The 15237-nt window shown below is 54.0% G+C and carries 17 protein-coding genes and 2 riboswitches; of the genes, 6 read left to right on the top strand and 11 right to left on the bottom strand.

The window, feature by feature from the left end:
- From RT52_RS11750 to mtnK, 4 genes are read right to left on the bottom strand one after another with little or no spacing between them, the layout of a single operon-like run.
- The gene (locus RT52_RS11750) at positions 1-1374 is read right to left on the bottom strand and encodes a sugar ABC transporter ATP-binding protein (RefSeq protein ID WP_051690352.1); all 1374 of its coding nucleotides are present in this window, start codon (positions 1372-1374) and stop codon (positions 1-3) included.
- The gene (locus RT52_RS11745) at positions 1374-2441 is read right to left on the bottom strand and encodes a sugar ABC transporter substrate-binding protein (protein WP_034806981.1); all 1068 of its coding nucleotides are present in this window, start codon (positions 2439-2441) and stop codon (positions 1374-1376) included. Before RT52_RS11745 ends, RT52_RS11750 begins: the two co-directional genes overlap by 1 nt.
- Positions 2434-3468: an S-methyl-5-thioribose-1-phosphate isomerase gene (gene mtnA / locus RT52_RS11740; protein WP_034817568.1), complete on the bottom strand. Its 1035-nt coding sequence runs from the start codon at positions 3466-3468 to the stop codon at positions 2434-2436. Before mtnA ends, RT52_RS11745 begins: the two co-directional genes overlap by 8 nt.
- Positions 3465-4619, bottom strand: a complete 1155-nt coding sequence (mtnK, locus tag RT52_RS11735) for an S-methyl-5-thioribose kinase (RefSeq protein ID WP_034817567.1) — start codon at positions 4617-4619, stop codon at positions 3465-3467. Before mtnK ends, mtnA begins: the two co-directional genes overlap by 4 nt.
- A gap of 79 nt (positions 4620-4698) precedes the next feature.
- Positions 4699-4802, bottom strand: a riboswitch (SAM riboswitch).
- A gap of 204 nt (positions 4803-5006) precedes the next feature.
- Positions 5007-5108: riboswitch (SAM riboswitch) on the top strand.
- A 70-nt stretch (positions 5109-5178) separates the two neighbouring features.
- On the opposite strand from mtnK, the gene RT52_RS11730 reads away from it, so the two are divergent.
- Genes RT52_RS11730 through RT52_RS11715 form a run of 4 tightly spaced genes read left to right on the top strand, consistent with a single transcriptional unit; the run spans position 5179 to position 8144 of the window.
- On the top strand, positions 5179-6336 hold the full coding sequence (locus RT52_RS11730) for a 2,3-diketo-5-methylthiopentyl-1-phosphate enolase (RefSeq protein WP_034817565.1): 1158 nt from the start codon (positions 5179-5181) through the stop codon (positions 6334-6336).
- A complete protein-coding gene (locus tag RT52_RS11725; protein WP_034817682.1) occupies positions 6333-6983 on the top strand; it encodes a 2-hydroxy-3-keto-5-methylthiopentenyl-1-phosphate phosphatase in 651 nt (216 codons plus the stop codon). Before RT52_RS11730 ends, RT52_RS11725 begins: the two co-directional genes overlap by 4 nt.
- Entirely contained in the window at positions 6980-7597 is a 618-nt protein-coding gene (locus RT52_RS11720) for a methylthioribulose 1-phosphate dehydratase (protein WP_034817563.1), read from the top strand. Before RT52_RS11725 ends, RT52_RS11720 begins: the two co-directional genes overlap by 4 nt.
- A gap of 13 nt (positions 7598-7610) precedes the next feature.
- The gene (locus RT52_RS11715; RefSeq protein ID WP_034806970.1) at positions 7611-8144 is read left to right on the top strand and encodes a 1,2-dihydroxy-3-keto-5-methylthiopentene dioxygenase; all 534 of its coding nucleotides are present in this window, start codon (positions 7611-7613) and stop codon (positions 8142-8144) included.
- A gap of 32 nt (positions 8145-8176) precedes the next feature.
- On the opposite strand, the gene RT52_RS11710 is transcribed toward RT52_RS11715, so the two are convergent.
- The 3 genes from RT52_RS11710 to RT52_RS11700 all read right to left on the bottom strand — a co-directional run bounded on the left by RT52_RS11710 (position 8177) and on the right by RT52_RS11700 (position 10108).
- Positions 8177-8635: a DUF4188 domain-containing protein gene (locus RT52_RS11710; protein ID WP_034817561.1), complete on the bottom strand. Its 459-nt coding sequence runs from the start codon at positions 8633-8635 to the stop codon at positions 8177-8179.
- Positions 8607-9176 carry a PadR family transcriptional regulator gene (locus tag RT52_RS11705; protein WP_034817560.1) on the bottom strand — a complete coding sequence of 190 codons (570 nt, stop codon included), beginning with the start codon at positions 9174-9176 and terminating at the stop codon, positions 8607-8609. Before RT52_RS11705 ends, RT52_RS11710 begins: the two co-directional genes overlap by 29 nt.
- A 101-nt stretch (positions 9177-9277) precedes the next feature.
- The gene (locus RT52_RS11700) at positions 9278-10108 is read right to left on the bottom strand and encodes a TerC family protein (protein ID WP_034806965.1); all 831 of its coding nucleotides are present in this window, start codon (positions 10106-10108) and stop codon (positions 9278-9280) included.
- 253 nt (positions 10109-10361) lie between these two features.
- Between RT52_RS11700 and folE2 the strand changes: the two genes are divergently transcribed.
- Positions 10362-11270, top strand: a complete 909-nt coding sequence (folE2, locus tag RT52_RS11695; RefSeq protein ID WP_034817558.1) for a GTP cyclohydrolase FolE2 — start codon at positions 10362-10364, stop codon at positions 11268-11270.
- Positions 11271-11307: 37 nt separating this feature from the next.
- On the opposite strand, the gene RT52_RS16475 is transcribed toward folE2, so the two are convergent.
- From RT52_RS16475 to pta, 3 genes are all read right to left on the bottom strand, one after another.
- Complete coding sequence (locus tag RT52_RS16475) at positions 11308-11472, bottom strand: hypothetical protein (protein WP_034817679.1); 165 nt, start codon at positions 11470-11472, stop codon at positions 11308-11310.
- Entirely contained in the window at positions 11472-11771 is a 300-nt protein-coding gene (locus tag RT52_RS11685) for a rhodanese-like domain-containing protein (RefSeq protein ID WP_034806958.1), read from the bottom strand. Before RT52_RS11685 ends, RT52_RS16475 begins: the two co-directional genes overlap by 1 nt.
- Positions 11772-11885: 114 nt before the next feature.
- Positions 11886-12875 carry a phosphate acetyltransferase gene (gene pta / locus RT52_RS11680; RefSeq protein ID WP_034817556.1) on the bottom strand — a complete coding sequence of 330 codons (990 nt, stop codon included), beginning with the start codon at positions 12873-12875 and terminating at the stop codon, positions 11886-11888.
- A 334-nt stretch (positions 12876-13209) separates the two neighbouring features.
- On the opposite strand from pta, the gene hemQ reads away from it, so the two are divergent.
- Positions 13210-13989 carry a hydrogen peroxide-dependent heme synthase gene (gene hemQ / locus RT52_RS11675; protein WP_034817553.1) on the top strand — a complete coding sequence of 260 codons (780 nt, stop codon included), beginning with the start codon at positions 13210-13212 and terminating at the stop codon, positions 13987-13989.
- A gap of 233 nt (positions 13990-14222) precedes the next feature.
- On the opposite strand, the gene RT52_RS11670 is transcribed toward hemQ, so the two are convergent.
- Positions 14223-15158 carry an ATP-grasp domain-containing protein gene (locus RT52_RS11670; RefSeq protein ID WP_034817550.1) on the bottom strand — a complete coding sequence of 312 codons (936 nt, stop codon included), beginning with the start codon at positions 15156-15158 and terminating at the stop codon, positions 14223-14225.
- Positions 15159-15237: the final 79 nt, after the last annotated feature.

The following is a 15237-nucleotide window of genomic DNA, read 5'->3' as shown; positions in this document are numbered from 1 at the left end:
TCATGCCCCTCCTTTCTGTTGCCAACGGCCGCGGTCGAGCCAGAGCGTCCGGTTGGCGACGAGTTCGAGTTCGTGCGCTTCACTCGACGTGAAGATGACCGTCTTGCCTTGTTTGGCCAGTCGGGTCACGAGTTCATAAATGTCCCGTTTCGCCGTCACATCGACGCCTTTCGTCGGCTCGTCGAGTAAATACACGTCCCGATCTTCAAACAACCACTTGCTGAGGACGACTTTTTGTTGATTGCCACCGCTCAACTCACGCACCGGCTGTCGAACATCGGCATATTTGACACGAAGCGAGGACAAGACGCGTTGTAACACGCTCGTCTCGCCTTCCACGACTAACGCGTTTCGTTCAATCGAGTCGTCGAGAAAGAGTCCTTGCTTGCGCCGTTCTTCCGGGACGAAGGCGAATCCTGATTGAACCGCTTGACGCGGCGTTTGGATCGTCGCTACGTTCCCGTTGAGCTCGATGTGTTGCGTCGCGTCTGACAAACCGAACAACGCCTCGACGAGCTCCGTCTTGCCGCTCCCCGTCACGCCGCCGATGCCGACGACCTCGCCTTTGTAGGCGGTGAGCGATAACGCGGTCCCAAACGCGGGTAACGTGAGCGTCGCCTTCAGTTGGACCTCGTTCGTCGGTGTCGCTTTTTCCAACTCATCTACAAGTGACGTCCCGCTCAATAGCGTATGGACGTCTTCGGTCGACAACGGTTGGAACGGGCCTTCATAGACGAGTCGCCCATCACGGAGAAACGTCGTCGTCGTCGTGACACGTGTCAGTTCTTCGGAGCGGTGTGTGATGAGGAGGATGCCGACGCCGTCTTCGGCGAGTGTCTGCAGTAGCGAAAGCAGTGCCGCCGCATCGTCCGTCGACAAAGCGGCCGTCGGTTCGTCGAGCAAGAGGTACGTCGCCTCGCTCGCAAGCGCCCGGGCGATTAAGATGCGTTGTTTGACGCTGAGCGGATAATGCCCACTCGGTTTCGTCACATCGATCGCGAGACCGACACGCTTCAAATACGCCGTCGCCCGTCGCTTCAATTCACGCGGTTGAATCCGTTCGACCGTCTGCCACGGCACGACGTTCTCATAGACCGGTAAGTCGAGATAAAGCGCATCATCAACTTCTTGCGACACGGTGATGACACCACGTCGAATCGCTTCGGCCGGCGTGAGCACGACGGTCTCGTCGTCAAGCGAGATGGACCCGGACGTCGGTGCCGTCGTGCCGTTCAATAGCTTGATTAACGTGCTCTTCCCGGCCCCATTCAAGCCGAGAAGGCCATGAATCTCGCCGCGACGCAGCCCGAACGTGACGTCATCGAGCACCGTCACGTCCCCGTATTGTTTGGTGACGCGTTCAAGCCGAATCATCATTTCATCCAGTCCGACCAAGCCGCGTCCGACGCGCCCCAATTCGGTACGTATTGACCGAGATCATCCATCGTCACTTTCTCGTCCGGTAAGACGTCACGGTCGACTAAGTACGGGTCAATCGAATGAATGGACGGCGTCTCTTCACCAGCTAATTTTTGGTAAGCATATCGGACTTGGACACGACCAATCTCGGCCGGGTCGGTCGCTGCCGTCACTTTCCACGGGCTTCCCTCTTCTTGCATGAGCTGAAGGTCCTCATCGCTCAAATCGATGCCGTAGACGGCAATCTCATCGCGCCCGGCTTGTTTGATGGCACGGCTCGCACCTTTGGCGAATTCGTCCCACATCGCGAACACGGCGTCAATCTCGCCTTCCGGGTACTTCTTCAAGATCGCTTCCATCTGGCTCTGTGTGTCGAGCGCGGTGTTGTTCGTCGCCGAACCGAACTTGGCCACTTCCTCGATCCCTGGATAACGCTTCAAGAACGCATCGTAAATCGTATGGCGACGTTCCATCGGCGTGAAACCGCCGACCCAAATCGTGACAATCTTTCCTTCCCCGTCCAAATCCTCCGCGAGCGCCTTGAGCGAACGCCACGCGAGCGAATAGTCGTCTTGGTCGATGACCGTGACGCCTTCGTTCGTCAAATCGTTGTCGAACGCCACGACTTTGATGCCTTTGTCGAGCGCGCGTTGGACGGGTTCTTTCAACGCATCGGCGCGCCCGTGATCAATCAAGATGACATCGACACCTTGCGTCGTCGCCGTGTCGACATAACTCGCCATCTTCGACAAATCATTGTCGGCGTTATACACTTTCACGTTGCCGCCGAACGATTCGACTTGTTCGGTCACACCGTTTATGTACTGCGACGAGAACGTCCCAATCGACATTTGCATGATCAGGGCGACGTCGATGTCTTTCGGCAATGTCCCGTTCGAGGCCGACACCGGTTTCGTTTCCGGTGTCTTCTCGGTCGGTTTCGGCGTGGCTGCTTGTTCGTTCGTGCAACCGACGAGCGCCAAAACGAACGTGAATAGTAAAATCAATAGTTTTTTAGACATGAATCGTTCCCCCTACATGATGTGTGATAGCCGTCTCGTTCGCCTCGAACACGCCCGCCTCGGTGATGAGCCCCGTGATGAGCTCGGGTGGTGTGACGTCGAACGCCGGATTGAAGACCGTGATGCCGACAGGTGCCGTCGGCTGGCCACCGATGTGTGTCACTTCTTTCGCGTCCCGCTCCTCAATCTCAATCGCATCGTCCGCCATCAAATCGAACGTCGAATGCGGTGCTGCGACATAGAACGGGATGCCGTAATGGTTGGCGAGCACGGCGAGTTGAAGCGTCCCAATCTTGTTGGCGACGTGTCCCGTCCGCGTGATGCGGTCGGCTCCGACGATGATCGCGTCGACGCCTTTCGCTTGAATCGTCCACGCGGCCATATTATCGGTGATGAGCGTGACGTCGATGTCCGCTTGGTCGAGTTCCCAGACGGTGAGGCGTGCCCCTTGCAGAAGTGGACGGGTCTCACAGGCGAAGACGTTGAACGTGACACCGCGCTCTTTCCCAACATAAAACGGTGCGAGTGCCGTCCCGTAACGCGACGTCGCGATGGCGCCGGCGTTACAGATCGTCAAGACGTTCCCGCCTGAAGGCAACACGGTCAGTGCGTGCTCTCCGATGGATCGATACGTGTCGACGTCACGTTCATAGAGGGCGACCGCGCGCCGTTTTATTTCCCCGGCAATCTGTTCGAAATCGTCCCCGCTGTTCAATTCGAGAAGCGACTCGATCACATTTTGTAAATTGACCGCCGTCGGCCGTGTCGCGATCAAACGGCGTCCGACAATCTCGAGACGACGCGTGAAATCTGGGTCGTCGACGAGACGCTCTGCCTCTTTCGCCAGGACGAACGCCCCGAAATACGCAATCGCCGGTGCGCCTCGGACTTGGAGCGTCTCAATCGCGTGCTCCGCTTCTTCAAGCGTCTCGATCGTCACGTAACGTGCCTCATGCGGAAGGAGCGTCTGGTCTAAGAGAATCAACTCATTGGTCGAGACGTCAAAGCGAATGTTTTGCACCGTCATACGCGTACCCCCGATAACAAGGTGACGAGGTCGTCAATCGAGTCAACTTCGTGACGTTCTTTAATGAGCGCCGTACCGAGCGCGAGCGCATCGCGTTTCCGCTCGAGACGTGTCGTTTCGGGTAACGTCTCAAGGTCTGCGACGCCGGCGAGGCCGATGGCGCGGCGGATGAGTTCGCACCCGGCATAGCCGACCGTGTCGGCGAAAATCGTTTGTAACAAGTCGTCGACATATCCTTCCGTGTCGAACGGCTCGACGGCGTTCGTGAAGTTGTGGCGGAACGTCTTCTCAAACGTCTCCCACACCGTGAGGACGTCCGTGAACCGTTCGAATCGCTTGAGCGGATCGTGGAACGTGGCGAGCGTCAAATGCGCGATAATCTGTCCGACGTCGAAGCCGAACGGTCCGTAGAATGCGAACTCCGGATCGATGATTTTCGTCTCCTGCGTCGTCGCAAAGATGCTTCCTGTATGTAAGTCGCCATGAAGCAAGGCGTCATGTTTCGTGACAAATCCGACTTTCAGTTTCGCCACCTCGACTTTGAGCGCCTTGTCATGCCAGAGGCGTTCGACGTCAGGACGCAGCGCCGCCTCGATATTGTTCGACTCGGCGTCTTTATACGGATCGGTGAAAATGAGCTTTTCCGTGATGTCGCACAGCTCCGGGTTGTAATACTCCCGTTCCTTCCGCTTCTTCTCGATTGGACCGGCCGCGTAGTCGGACGTGGCGAACAACGTCTCGCCTAAAAATTCACCGACGTGACGGGCCAGTTCAGGATACGTCTTCCCTTCGAGGTAACCGGTGCGGACGATTTCATAATCGGACAAGTCCTCTAAAATCGTGTACGCGAGCGTCCGGTCGCTCCCGAGCACGTTCGGCACGAAACGTGGCACGACTTCTGCGAACTGACGCAACGCGAGCTGCTCGATCCAGGCCCGTTCAAGCGTGAGCGGCCAACTTTCCCCGACGACTTTCGCATACGGGAGCGCTTGTTTGACGATAAGACGCTGTTCGCCTTGACGGATGCGGAAGACGAGGTTCAAGTTTCCGTCCCCAATCTCTTCGCATTGGGCGATCCCTCCTTCTTCAATCAGTCCGAGTGCCCGGACGTGGTCGACGACCGTCTGTTCGGTAAATGGTTGATATGCCATGTCTATTTCCCCTTTCGATGATTTCCACAAAAAAAGCCCCTTTCTCCGCGAGAAAGAGGCACAGCCAGATTGGTTGTTCCTCTCATCTTTCAGACATTCGTCTGGTGGATGTAGCACCGTGCCGTACTGGTCGGTTGCTGCGGCGTCATCGGGCCAATTCCCTCTGCCAACTCGCGATAAGAGTGTGTTATTCGATTTGTGTGACTATGAGCTGAATATTACGGAGTCGACGCCCTGGTTGTCAACGCTGTTTTTTTGAGCATCGAGTCACTTTTTGTTTGCATATATGGAAACAAATTTCTAAAATAAAAAATTTTCAAAAAAAGGAATTGACGCTGTGACGATTCTGTGCAAAAATTCAATTAAATTTCACAACTTCAAATCATATTCTTATCAAGAGCAGACGGAGGGACAAGCCCGATGATGTCGCAGCAACCGACCCGATTGGGCACGGTGCTAATTCTTGCAGCAGACGCTGAGAGATAAGAGTTCATTTTTTATGATGACCTCTTGCCTCGGCATGGGGTCATTTTTTGTTTGACCGGAAGGAGGAACGAACATGGGCATCATCGCCACTTATGAAATTAACCGTACGGACCGCGTGGCCGACCTCGCCGCGAAAATCGCGCTCGAGTTGACCGTCGGCACGTGGACGGACTTACCACACCTAGAACAAGCACAGTTACAAGCGTATCGCGCCGAAGTCGTCTCGACGTCACATACGGAAACGACGAGCCGCTTCAAAATCCGCTACCCGCTCCATAACGTCAGTGCGGACTTCTCATCCATCTTGACGACGACGTTCGGAAAGCTATCACTCGACGACTCGGTTCGGCTCGTCGACCTCGATTTACCTGAAGCGTTGCGCGACACGTTTCCCGGCGCCAAGTTCGGGACAGAAGGCGTCCGTCAGCTACTCGGCGTCTACGACCGGCCACTCGTCATGAGCATCTTCAAAGGGGTCATCGGCCGAGACTTGACCTTTTTAGAAGCACAGCTCCGTGACCAGCTCGACGGGGGCATCGATATCGTCAAAGACGACGAGATTTTATATGACAATCCGCTCACCCCTTCACTTGAGCGGGCGCAGATCGGCCGCACCGTCTTAGACGAGCATTACGAGGCGACCGGAAAACGTGCCCTGTACGCCGTCACGCTAAGCGGACCGGTGTTCACGTTACGTGACCAAGCGCTACGGTTGATTGACGCTGGGGCAACGGCCCTCCTCTTCAACGTCTATACATACGGGCTCGATACCTTGCGTGAGCTGGCGAAAGACCCGGACGTGAACGTGCCGATTTTAGCGCACCCGGCGTTCGCCGGCGCCTTGACCGGTTCAATCAGCCATGCACTCCTACTCGGGAAGCTTCCTCGACTCGCCGGTGCCGACTTGACGCTCTTTCCATCGCCGTATGGATCGCTCGCGACGCCGCGTGACGAGGCGCTCCTCATCCGCGATGTAAGCGCGGAACCGAGCGAAAGAAAAGCGATTCTCCCGGTCCCGTCAGCCGGGATTCATCCAGGGCTCGTTCCCGACATCATCCGTGATTTCGGAACCGATGTCGTCATCAATGCCGGTGGTGGCATCCACGGACACCCAGACGGCGCCGCAGCCGGGGCCCGGGCGTTCAAACAGGCCATCGCGCACGTCCTCGGGCAACGAGACGGCCAGACGACCGAGCTCGAGACGGCATTGAAAGCGTGGACGACGCGATGACGGTCCATATCCTCTGCGATTTCGACGGGACCATCACGGCCGAGGACAACATCATCGCCTTGATGAAGGCGTTCGCTCCTCCCGAATGGGTCGAGCTGAAAGACGCGATCCTCGCCCAAGACATCTCGATTCGCTCCGGCGTCGGCCAACTGTTCGACTTGTTGCCAAGTAGCGAACGTACCGCATATCGAGACTATTTGGTGGAACGTATCGCGTTACGCCCTGGGTTTACTGCCTTTTTGGCCGACGTGCGTCAAAACGAATGGCACTTTGACGTCGTCAGCGGCGGGATGGACTTCTTCGTTCAACCAATTTTAGACGGCCTCGTCGGTTCCGAACATATTTTCTGTAACGTCGCCGACTTCTCGGGTGAGACCGTGACCGTCGCGTGGCCACACGCGTGTGACGATCAGTGCACGAACGATTGCGGTTGCTGTAAACCGACGATCGCCCGCCGCATCGTCGATTCCAATGACCGGTTGATCGTCATCGGGGATTCGGTGACCGATTTCGAGATTGCGAAACGGGCGGACTTCGTCTATGCCCGTGGACAACTCATCACGCTCTGCGAGGCGGAAGGCATCCCATTCGCCCCGTTCGAGACGTTCCATGACATCACCCATCATCTGCAGGAGGTGACCGTATGAGTGTGACCGCCCGTTGGCTCGAACTAGCCGACATTAAAGATGAGCTCGCCGCCCGCGACTGGTTCCCCGGAACGAGTGGGAATTTGGCGATTCGCGTCGAAGATGACCCGCTCACCTTTTTAGTCACTGCGAGCGGACGTGACAAGCGAAAACGAACACCGGACGACTTCGTCCTCGTCGATGCTTTCGGACGCTTGATCGGCGAACAGACAGGAAAACCGTCCGCCGAGACGTTGCTCCACGTGGAGGTGTTCAACCGGACCGAAGCAACGTGCTCGCTCCATGTCCATACGATTGACAACAACGTCATCTCCGAGCTTTATGCCGCTCGAGGCGAGGTCGTCTTCACCGGTCAAGAGATCATCAAGGCGCTCGATTATTGGGAAGAAGATGCTATCGTCCGTGTCCCGATCATCGACAACCATGCCGACATCCCGACGCTTGCCGCGGCGTTCGCCCCTCATGTCCGTTCAAGCGCCGGTGCCGTCCTCATCCGCAACCACGGCATCACCGTCTGGGGCGAGACACCGGCGGCGACGAAACGCTATTTAGAAGCATATGAGTTTTTATTCAGCTACACGTTAAAACTACGCGCCTTAGGCGTCCATTCATAAGGAGGAACCATCCATGGCTACAATCTATTTCCAACAAACCGAAGAACGTCACGTCGACCAAACTGAAGTGAGCGCCTTTTTAGAGTCACGCGGCATTCTATATGAACAGTGGGACATCAACAAGCTCCCAGTAAACCTGCAAGAGAACTACCAGTTGACGGACGAGGACAAACAGGCGATTCTCGCGACGTTCCGTGACGAGATTAAAGATGTATCGGAACGCCGTGGCTATGAGACGGCCGACGTCATCTCGCTTTCGGATGCGACGCCGAACTTGGACGAATTACTCGTCAACTTCCAAAAAGAACACCACCACACGGACGACGAAGTTCGCTTCATCGTCAGCGGCCACGGTATCTTCGCAATCGATGACGCCGAGCGTGGCTACTTCAACATCGAACTGAACCCGGGCGATCTCATCTCGGTTCCGGTGAACACACGACACTACTTCACCCTCCAAGACGACCGCAAAGTCGTCGCCGTCCGAATCTTCGTGACGACGGAAGGCTGGGTGCCGATTTACGAGAAAGAAAACGTAAACGCATAATAAAGAAGCGGACGAGTGATTCGTCCGCTTCTTTATTTGGCTTCACGCTCAGCCAATCGCTCCCTTGCCGACTCGCGCATCTTCGAGACATCGATTTCACCAATTGCTTTTCCTAATCCACGTGTCGGAAGATTCACGTACATCGATTCGTAGTTTTTCACTTCGTATGTCTCGTGAAAAATTCCGACGACTTCACTTGACCGTGCTTTTTGATTGAACGCTTTCCATGCTTTCATATGCTGATTGTTGTGAGCGTATTGAAGTAACTGTTCGCTCGAGCGCCAATATTGAATGAGTGTAATCGAACGCCATCCGATGCTCGTCTCATGTGACAGGAACCCTAAATCCGAATGGGCATACAGCTCTTTCAACATGGCTGGCATAGCGTTAAACGTGGGCCACCACTTTCGAATCGAGCGCAACCGGTTCACTCGGATTCCGATGACAAATACGACGACGTCTTCATTCGGTACGGCCATTTTCCGTTTCATCGTCTGTTCCCCCTTCAATCATCCGCACTGTCCGTTCACACCATTCGATGAGGGCACGGGTCTGAGTCTTTCCATAGTCAAGCGTCATCAGCCAATACATCGCGTCCGGTGACTGTGTTTCGCTCGAGCGAATCATCGTCTCAATCGCTTCATACGTCTCCAATCGTCCACGTAATAACGCTTCATGATGGGTAATCTTTTCAATCGTTTCTTCTAAAGGTTCGTGTCTCGCAAAGAACAGTTTAAGCAACAGTTCATTTCGTTGAACCGGTAGTTCTTCCGGCTTCTCCTCGAGCCAACGACGTAACTCTGTCTCGCCTGACTCGGTCAGTTCATACGCTTTTCGATCGTCTTCTTCATTTGACAGTACAATCAGCCCGTCTTGTTCTAACGCTTTTAACGTCGGATAAACTTGCCCGAAGCTAATTTTCCAAAAGTGGTTTAAGCTGTGATCAATCATCTGCTTCATCTCATAACCGGTCCGGCAAGATGTCGTCAATAATCCTAACAGGGCATATCGTGTCGAGTTTTCGCGTGGCATGCGTCATCTCCTATATCAAAAAGATACTATCTATTTGATACATACCCGGTCATGAAACGATCAAACAAAAAACATGTGCCTCCGAAGAGACACATGTTGACTCAATGCTTGACCGCCGACGGTTTCGAAGAGAACCAACCCCAAAGGGCAATGGCGACCATGACCGACCAGAAGAAGAGCGTCCAACCGGTCGAGTGGACGAACCCGTGCGGGAGTCCGATGAATTCGATCGGTGTTCCTTCGATTAACCGTTTGAAGCCTTCGTGCTCCAAGACGAGAACCGTCAGCTTCACCCCGACCCAACCGACGATGATGAAGGCTGCTGTCTCGAGCGTCGGACGCTGGTGCAACAGTTTCACGAAGATTCGTGCGGCGAAACGCATTAAGACGACACCGATGAGACCACCGAGCAAGACGACGAAGAACTGACCGGAGTCGATGCCACCAATTTCACCGAGACCGAGCGCCGGAAGACTGACCGCGAGCGCGACCGCCGCCAAAATCGAGTCGACCGCAAAGGCGATGTCCGCGAACTCGACTTTCGCGACCGTCCACCAAAACTCTTTGCGCGAGACCGGTTTCTCGGTGACGGCCGTCTCGGCTTTCGCCTCTGCCGCCAGGTCTTGATGCGGCGCCATGTGGCGCGCCTTGTACGTCATATACAGATGTCTCGCACTCATCCCAATCAAATAGAGGGCCCCGAGCGCCTGCACTTGCCAGACGTTGATTAAGAATGAGATAAGGAACAGTGCGAGGAAGCGGAATACGAACGCTCCAAGCAAGCCGTAGAACAATGCTTTCTTTTGTTCCGTGCGCGGCAAATGTTTGACCATGACAGCCAAGACGAGCGCATTGTCTGCAGATAATAGCCCTTCAAGACCGATGAGGACGACGACAATCCAAGCATACTGCAGAATTAACTGCCAATCCATGTAAATCCATCTCCTTTTTGTTGTGTTCCTTCATATTTAATAGTGACTGTTTTTTTTAAGTTCACGAGAACATTCTATTCCGATTTCTTTTTAAAAGCAATCGTTATTTTTTCACACTATGAAGTTTCTCACTAAAAACAGGTTCAAAGCATGTTCCTAGAGCAAATTGATACCCGGTTCACGTACGTTTCGTGATAAAATCCTAACAAGAACGAGTGGTGGTCCCCACCCTCTCAAAAAGGAGAATCCGATTATGTCTACAAGCCATGTCGCTTTACCTACTAAAGCAGAACGACATAAATTATTCGGTTCGGTCCCACCGATCAAAGGAACGAAACCGACAGAAAAAGATAAAATGGTCGATCTACAAAACACACCAAAAAACTTCTTGTTCGCGCTCGACAGCGTCGGCATCTCAAACGTAAAGCACCCGGTCAACATCGAGACGCCGGACGGGATTCAAGCGACGGTCGCGACGTTTGAATTGACGACGTCACTCGTCCAAGACCGGAAAGGCATCAACATGTCGCGTCTCACCGAGCAACTCGACGCATACCATAACCAAGGTTGGACCGTATCGAACGCGTCGCTCATCGAGTTCGCGCAAGAACTTGCCGAGCGGATGGAACAAACGGAAGGTCAGCTCACAATCCGCTACCCGTGGTTCTTCAGCCGAAAAGCACCGGCGACCGGTCTCAGCGGGCTTATGAACGCCGACGTCATGCACCGCGTGTCGTATAACCTCGAAACCGGCACAGCGAGCGTCACGGTCGGGCTCGTCATCAACGTGACAACGCTCTGCCCATGCTCAAAAGAAATCAGTGAATACAGTGCCCACAACCAACGCGGCTACATCACGATCGAGGCCGGCCTCGACGAGACATCGCTCGACGGTTTCGACTGGCGCGTCGCGTTGCTCGATGCAGCCGAGTCAAACGCCTCAGCACCGCTTCACCCTGTCCTCAAACGTCCAGACGAGAAGCGCGCGACAGAGATCGCTTACGAGAACCCACGCTTCGTCGAAGACATGGTCCGTTTGATCGCAGCCGATTTGTATGAGATGAAACAAGTCGTCAACTTCTTCGTCGAGTGCCGGAACGAAGAATCGATTCACCAACACGACGCGATCGCCTCGATCACGTTCGATAAGCGCGAGAACTAAAAAAAACGAGTGAAGCCCCATCGGCTTCACTCGTTTTTCATAGGCTCCGGATGAGCCGAATCGTCAACAAAATCACAATCAAGATGACCCATACCGCCCAGACGAGACGCCATTTGGCCCAATCGAGCCGTTTGACGAACGCGTACACGGTCAAATACAGCGCGATAAGGAGTGGAATGACGACCCATGGATTCTCAAGCATCACGCTTCGATGTCACCGTCCCAGGCGAGCATACCGCCCTCGACGTTGACGACCTTATAACCTTGAGACTCCAAATAGTCGCCTGCTGTCACGCTGCGGCCGCCCGAACGACAGATGATGTGATAGACGTTGTCCTTGGCGAGCTTCTCCGTCACTTCCGGGAACTCGGACAGCGGATAGAGCGGGACGTGCGGGATGTGACCTGCGTCATACTCGTCTTGTTCGCGTACGTCGATGATGTGGAGCGATTCGCCGTTCTCGAGCTTCTCACGTAATTCGGTTGCATGGATATGTTGCATATTGGTTCCCCCTTTTCAATGTTATCCTCTACTAGTTTACCTCAGACTTTCTTCATACAAACGCTTCTTGCTCCTGAAAAAAGCATCCTCCGCTCAGGAAGGATGCTTTTTGACTTACGCTTCGTTGCGTTCGTCGATGGCTTGTGCTGCTGTGATGAGCGTCAATTTATAGACATCTTCTTCGTTACAGCCGCGCGACAAGTCGTTGACCGGCTTGTTGAGTCCTTGAAGGATTGGTCCGATCGCTTCGAACCCGCCGAAACGTTGAACCATCTTGTAGCCGATGTTCCCGGCTTCAAGGCTCGGGAAGACGAAGACGTTGGCGTTACCGGCCACGTCAGAGCCCGGTGCCTTCTTCGCTGCGACGCTCGGGACGAACGCGGCATCAAACTGAAGCTCACCGTCGATTGGAAGGTTAGGAGCCTTCTCTTTCGCGAGACGTGTCGCTTCGATGACTTTCTCGGTTTCAGGCGACTTCGCTGAACCTTTCGTCGAGAAGCTGAGGAGCGCGACTTGTGGCTCGATGCCGAACGTCTTCGCCGTCAAAGCTGACAAGTACGCATTCTCCGCGAGGTCGGCCGCGTCCGGGGCGATGTTGATCGCACAGTCTGAGAAGACATACTGCTCGTTGTCGCGTACCATAATGAATACGCCAGACGTCTTCTTAATACCTTCTTGCATCTTGATGATTTGAAGGGCCGGACGGACCGTGTCCGCTGTCGCGTGCATCGCACCCGAGACGAGACCTTCTGCCTTGCCTGTGTGGACGAGCATCGTCCCGAAGTAGTTCACGTCAGACGTCAACAATTCGCGAGCCTGTTCTGGTGTCGCTTTGCCTTTACGACGCGCGACGAACGCTTCGACGAGCGTCTCGATGTCTTCATACGTTGCCGGATCGTATTGCGTCAACTGCGAAATGTCAAAGCCGTGCTTCGTCGCGACCGCTTCTAGTTCAGCTTTTGGTCCGATGACAATCGGTTCGACCATGCCGTCGTTCTTCAAACGGACCGCGGCGCCGAGCACACGCTCGTCGACACCTTCTGGCAAGACGATTGTAGGACGGATTGGGCTGACTTTTTGTTTCAACGTATCAAATAGTTTCATAACGAATGAACCCCTTTTTTTGAAGTAAGTGTCACGTTTTTGTGACCGACTGTTATCTTTATGCGATTTCAATTATACACAGGACCTTTTTTAAAATAAACTATTCTGCCCGTTTCGTCATAAATCGCTTGAAATCAATCATTATACGAATAGAACAGTCAAACAGAAATGACTGATACAGGTAGATGTGAAGCCGTTTTCTTTTTTTGTGTCGTCTTCCCTTTACCCGGTCTCACGTGTGATTACGCTCACACGTGACGTCAAACTTGCCAGGCCGTGAAGCGACTATGGTAAAATAAACAGCGAAGCCTAAGTTCCTGAAAGGAGTTTTTTTATGTCTGAACGCCCTGCACCAACACCCACTACAGAGACACAGCATGCCGCCGCCACTTTGGATGGCTGGTATACGCTCCATGATTTCCGTACGATTGATTGGACCCGTTTAAAAACCGTTGATGCGACTGCTCGCCAAGAGATGATTGACGAGTTCGTTGCTTTCCTTGCCTCGCTCGAGGACGTGGAGGCGCGCGAAGAAGGGAGCCATGCGTTTTACTCGATTCTCGGACAAAAGGCGGACGTTGTCTTGATGGTACTCCGTCCGACGTTCAAAGAACTTGAACAAGTCGAACTCGCGCTCCGGAAGACGAGACTCTACGATTATATGATTCCTTCGTACTCGTACGTCTCGGTCATCGAACTCGGGATGTACCGAGGTTCAGGAGACGGGGATCCATACGAGAACCCGCACATCCGGTCGCGTCTCTACCCGACGCTCCCGAAAACGGCGCATGTTTGCTTCTATCCGATGAGCAAGGCCCGCCGCGACGGCGACAACTGGTATACGTTGTCGATGGATGAGCGGAAAGATCTCATGTACCGCCACAGTATGATCGGCCGCAGCTACGCCGGCAAGATCCAACAGTTCATCGGCGGCTCGACTGGGTTCGACGGCTGGGAATGGGGCGTCACGTTGTTTGCCGAAGACTCCCTCCAGTTCAAGAAAATCGTTTATGAGATGCGCTTTGACGAAGTCAGTGCCAAGTATGGCGAGTTCGGTGACTTCTACGTCGGGAACATCTTACCAAAAGAAGAACTCGGCACATTCCTCGGGTAATCGAGGTTTATGCAAACGTTCACTTGGGAATCTTTGTTTATAGAGGCAACTCCATAAATAATGATCAATGAGGTGAACAACGATGCGCGTGTTCAAGGAATCAGATCGAGACACTGCGGAACGTTTAGATTCGTTTATTGAGCGAATGGCACCGACTGCCGAGCTAGTCCAACTTCGATTTGAACAACAATTAAAACATACACAGCGAAAGGGTCAGGCGAAAGCCTGACCCTTTATTTTGTCTTCGCATGAAGCGCATCCCCGAGGAACGTCGCGAGTTCGAGCATGCCATACGTGCCCGCCTTCGCCTCGGCGTCGGAGTTATAGTTCGTGTTCGTGTTCACATCGTAGGCGTAAACGTTTCCGTCTCGGTCCTCGATAATCTCGATGCCGGCGACGGCGATCTCATTCGCCGCGAGGAACGCCTCGAGCTGCGCAAGAATCGGATGCGTAAACCCTTCGACAATCTCAAACTTCGCCGGTGGTGTCTCGCCGACCGGGCAGAACTGATCCTCAATCGAGCACGCGTCCGCCGGGCACAATTCAAACCCTTCCGATGTGTCGACGCGCACCGCGTAGACAAATTTGCCACCGATAAATTCGCAACGCGTGATGAACGGCTGCGGCGCCTCGATGTACTGTTGAATCAACGTGATGCCATCGACCGAGTCTTCAAAAGTTGGTCCATATACATACTCACGTAGCGCCTCAATCGAATGGAACAGTTGGACACCGAGCCCTTTCCCTGCCCGGTTATGTTTCGTGATGAACGGGGTCATCCCGAGCGTCTCCGCCGCGTTCATGATTTGCGCTTTGCCGACTGCCGCAATCGTCTTCGGAACACGAATCCCTTCGCGTCGAAGCGCCGTGTATTGATTCACTTTACTCACTTCGAGACGGATGGCGCGCGTCCCGTTAAAGACGGTCCGATTGTTCGCCTCGAGCCAAGCGAGCACCCCTTCCGTCAACTCAGGCGCGTAACGATGCCCCCGTGTGTGGGAGGAGGCGCTCATCCGATTGTAGAACACCCCTTCGGGCGGCGTCGCCTCGATGTCGACCATCCCTTCGTCTAAATGCCATAACTCATACGGTAACGCCAACTCGTCGAGTCGTTTGACGAGGTGGTTCGTCCACTCATTGTTTTCGTGTAACACATGAATTTTAGCCATACGTACCTCCCCTTTTTTTCGTATCCTCACTTTACCATGCTATATCTGATTATTCCAATGCGCATAACTATAGATGCGT

Source organism: Exiguobacterium alkaliphilum 12/1 (assembly GCF_000714435.1).
GTDB classification, from domain to species: domain Bacteria; phylum Bacillota; class Bacilli; order Exiguobacteriales; family Exiguobacteriaceae; genus Exiguobacterium; species Exiguobacterium alkaliphilum.
Note: the sequence above shows the minus strand (reverse complement) of the source record. Positions and strands in the feature narration are given on the sequence as shown.